This window comes from Neorhizobium huautlense, assembly GCF_002968575.1.
In the GTDB taxonomy this organism is placed as follows: domain Bacteria; phylum Pseudomonadota; class Alphaproteobacteria; order Rhizobiales; family Rhizobiaceae; genus Neorhizobium; species Neorhizobium huautlense.
On the sequence record NZ_PVBM01000062.1, the window covers coordinates 2501 to 6587 of the forward strand.

General features: G+C 53.6%; 1 tRNA gene and 2 rRNA genes. All 3 read left to right on the forward strand.

Annotation, left to right across the window (positions count from 1 at the left end):
• Positions 1-445: 445 nt before the first annotated feature.
• The 3 genes from C5L12_RS27250 to C5L12_RS27260 all read left to right on the forward strand — a co-directional run bounded on the left by C5L12_RS27250 (position 446) and on the right by C5L12_RS27260 (position 4087).
• Positions 446-3256 (forward strand): 23S ribosomal RNA (locus C5L12_RS27250).
• Positions 3257-3475: 219 nt separating this feature from the next.
• Positions 3476-3590, forward strand: a 5S ribosomal RNA gene (rrf, locus tag C5L12_RS27255).
• A gap of 420 nt (positions 3591-4010) precedes the next feature.
• Positions 4011-4087, forward strand: a tRNA-Met gene (locus tag C5L12_RS27260).

The window sequence follows — 4087 nt, forward strand, 5'->3', positions numbered from 1 at the left end:
AAAAGTTTGCATCACTTCGATGAAGTGCTGCCTGTTCTGCAAAAATCGTGAAGAGAAGATTGATCTGGAGGCTTCCAGGTATGGGTTTATGACCCATGTCCGAAGCCGGTTCCAATGATGTCGTGGATGGTCTAGCCGACCGGATACGAAAGAGGAGCCGGACGTAGGAAGGAAGCCTGTCGCTCTGGTCGGTCGTTGTTGGTGTCTTTCGAGACATCTCTGACGACTTTCTGATGGCCGATTGCTAACCGCGCGGTCCCGGATCTAATCTCGAGAAGCTGGTCTTAAGATCCGGCACAAGCGAGCTGCTCGGCGTAGCTCCAATAAGTGACCGGATCGAACACGTCGATGGCATTGTTGAGTGGGTTGGGTTGTAAAAGGTAACCCGGCCCGCTGATTATTCCGTTGGAATAACAGCTAGATGATGAGCATTGGCAATGAGAACGATTAAGTGTCGTAAGGGCATTTGGTGGATGCCTTGGCATGCACAGGCGAAGAAGGACGTGATACGCTGCGATAAGCCGTGGGGAGCTGCGAATGAGCTTTGATCCATGGATCTCCGAATGGGGCAACCCACCTTAGATACCTAGAAAGTTTAAGCCGTCTTTCGGGACGGTTTAGGTTTCTAGGTATTGTTAAAAGGTATCTGCACCTGAATACATAGGGTGTAAGAAGCGAACGCAGGGAACTGAAACATCTAAGTACCTGCAGGAAAGGACATCAACCGAGACTCCGCAAGTAGTGGCGAGCGAACGCGGACCAGGCCAGTGGCAACAAGGAATAAAGCCGAACGACTTGGAAAGGTCGACCGTAGCGGGTGATAGTCCCGTAGGCGTAGAACACTTGTTGTCCTAGAGTAGGGCGGGACACGAGAAATCCTGTCTGAACATGGGGAGACCACTCTCCAAGCCTAAGTACTCGTGCATGACCGATAGCGAACAAGTACCGTGAGGGAAAGGTGAAAAGCACCCCGACAAGGGGAGTGAAATAGAACCTGAAACCGGATGCCTACAAACAGTCGGAGCCCGCAAGGGTGACGGCGTACCTTTTGTATAATGGGTCAACGACTTAGTGTAACTAGCAAGCTTAAGCCGGTAGGTGTAGGCGCAGCGAAAGCGAGTCTGAATAGGGCGAATTGAGTTAGTTGCATTAGACCCGAAACCGAGTGATCTAGCCATGAGCAGGTTGAAGGTTGGGTAACACCAACTGGAGGACCGAACCCGCATCTGTTGCAATAGATTGGGATGACTTGTGGCTAGGGGTGAAAGGCCAATCAAACTCGGAGATAGCTGGTTCTCCGCGAAATCTATTTAGGTAGAGCGTCGACCGAATACCCCAGGGGGTAGAGCACTGGATGGGCTATGGGGACTCACCGTCTTACTGATCCTAACCAAACTCCGAATACCTGGGAGTACTAGTCGGCAGACACACGGCGGGTGCTAACGTCCGTCGTGAAGAGGGCAACAACCCTGACCTCCAGCTAAGGTCCCCAAGTCATGGCTAAGTGGGAAAGGATGTGAGGATCCCAAAACAACCAGGATGTTGGCTTAGAAGCAGCCATCATTTAAAGAAAGCGTAACAGCTCACTGGTCTAAATAAGGGTCTTTGCGCCGAAAATGTAACGGGGCTAAAGCCATGCACCGAAGCTGAGGATTGTGGCAACCTTCGGGTTGCTTCAGTGGTAGCGGAGCGTTCCGTAAGCCTGTGAAGGAGTACTCGTGAGAGGCTCTGGAGGTATCGGAAGTGCGAATGTTGACATGAGTAACGATAAAGAGGGTGAGAGACCCTCTCGCCGAAAGACCAAGGGTTCCTGCTTAAAGTTAATCTGAGCAGGGTTAGCCGGCCCCTAAGACGAGGCAGACATGCGTAGTCGATGGGAACCACGTTAATATTCGTGGGCCTGGTGGTAGTGACGGATCGCACAAGTTGTTCAACCTTATTGGATTGGTTGGGCGGCGGAGCGGTTCCAGGAAATAGCTCCATCATTATAGACCGTACCCGAAACCGACACAGGTGGTCAGGTAGAGTATACCAAGGCGCTTGAGAGAACTATGTTGAAGGAACTCGGCAAATTGCACGCGTAACTTCGGAAGAAGCGTGACCCCTTTTTACGCAAGTATGAAGGGGTGGCACAGACCAGGGGGTAGCGACTGTTTATCAAAAACACAGGGCTCTGCGAAGTCTAAAGACGACGTATAGGGCCTGACGCCTGCCCGGTGCTGGAAGGTTAAAGGGAGAGGTGCAAGCTTTGAACTGAAGCCCCAGTAAACGGCGGCCGTAACTATAACGGTCCTAAGGTAGCGAAATTCCTTGTCGGGTAAGTTCCGACCTGCACGAATGGCGTAACGACTTCCCCGCTGTCTCCAACATAGACTCAGTGAAATTGAATTCCCCGTGAAGATGCGGGGTTCCTGCGGTTAGACGGAAAGACCCCGTGCACCTTTACTATAGCTTTACACTGGCATTCGTGTCGGCATGTGTAGGATAGGTGGTAGGCTTTGAAGCGGGGACGCCAGTTCTCGTGGAGCCATCCTTGAAATACCACCCTTATCGTCATGGATGTCTAACCGCGGTCCGTCATCCGGATCCGGGACAGTGTATGGTGGGTAGTTTGACTGGGGCGGTCGCCTCCGAAAGAGTAACGGAGGCGCGCGATGGTGGGCTCAGACCGGTCGGAAATCGGTCGTCGAGTGCAATGGCATAAGCCCGCCTGACTGCGAGACTGACAAGTCGAGCAGAGACGAAAGTCGGTCATAGTGATCCGGTGGTCCCGCGTGGAAGGGCCATCGCTCAACGGATAAAAGGTACGCCGGGGATAACAGGCTGATGACCCCCAAGAGTCCATATCGACGGGGTTGTTTGGCACCTCGATGTCGGCTCATCGCATCCTGGGGCTGGAGCAGGTCCCAAGGGTTTGGCTGTTCGCCAATTAAAGCGGTACGTGAGCTGGGTTCAGAACGTCGTGAGACAGTTCGGTCCCTATCTGCCGTGGGTGTAGGAATATTGACAGGATCTGTCCCTAGTACGAGAGGACCGGGATGGACATATCTCTGGTGGACCTGTTGTCCTGCCAAGGGCATAGCAGGGTAGCTATATATGGAATGGATAACCGCTGAAGGCATCTAAGCGGGAAACCAACCTGAAAACGAGTATTCCCTATCAGGGCCGTGGAAGACGACCACGTTGATAGGCCGGGTGTGGACGTGCAGCAATGCATGAAGCTTACCGGTACTAATAGCCCGATCGGCTTGATCGTTCTCATTGACCATGCTCATCGAACAAAGTTCGATGAGCCATCTCTTCTGTCCTGACGCGCCAAAGGCGCTCCGGACGGGCCGCCAAACGATTGGCGACGGCCTTGCGGCCTGTATGGGAAGTCCCACGCAGCCCAGGGTGAAGAAAAAAGACGTGTTCACAAAAGACAAACGAGGCAAACGCCTCTGCCAGCTTCTCAATCAACATTGCCCTTAAACGACCTGGTGGTCATGGCGGGGCGGCCGCACCCGTTCCCATTCCGAACACGGCCGTGAAACGCCCCAGCGCCAATGGTACTTCGTCTCAAGACGCGGGAGAGTAGGTCGCTGCCAGGTCTTTTAAAGGCAATGCCACATGAAAATGTGGATCGAAAATCTTCTCAATACGAAACCTGAGGCCCCTGGCCAAACTCAAGGGCCGCCCCAAAGCGGCCTTTCGTCGTTCAAGGCACAGAGCAGAATACTTGAAATGCCAAGGGAACTCACCATCCTATACCGGTGCATCCCTTACAGGAGACAAATTGCTCCGCAATTTGCTCCGGCAGTGCGCTTCACAGCAAAGCTGTGACGCAGTCGCGATAAATCCGATCACGGATTTACGCACCGGATAAGCCGCAAAACGGCTTACCTAAATGGCGCGGGGTGGAGCAGCCCGTTCGGCCGGCAATCGATACTCAATCGATTGCTCTTCGGCCTCACCTCGTCAGGCTCGCGCCTGACTTGCTTCCGGGCCTCAAAGGTCCGTATTCTTGGTGACGCGGGGTGGAGCAGCCCGGTAGCTCGTCAGGCTCATAACCTGAAGGCCGCAGGTTCAAATCCTGCCCCCGCAACCA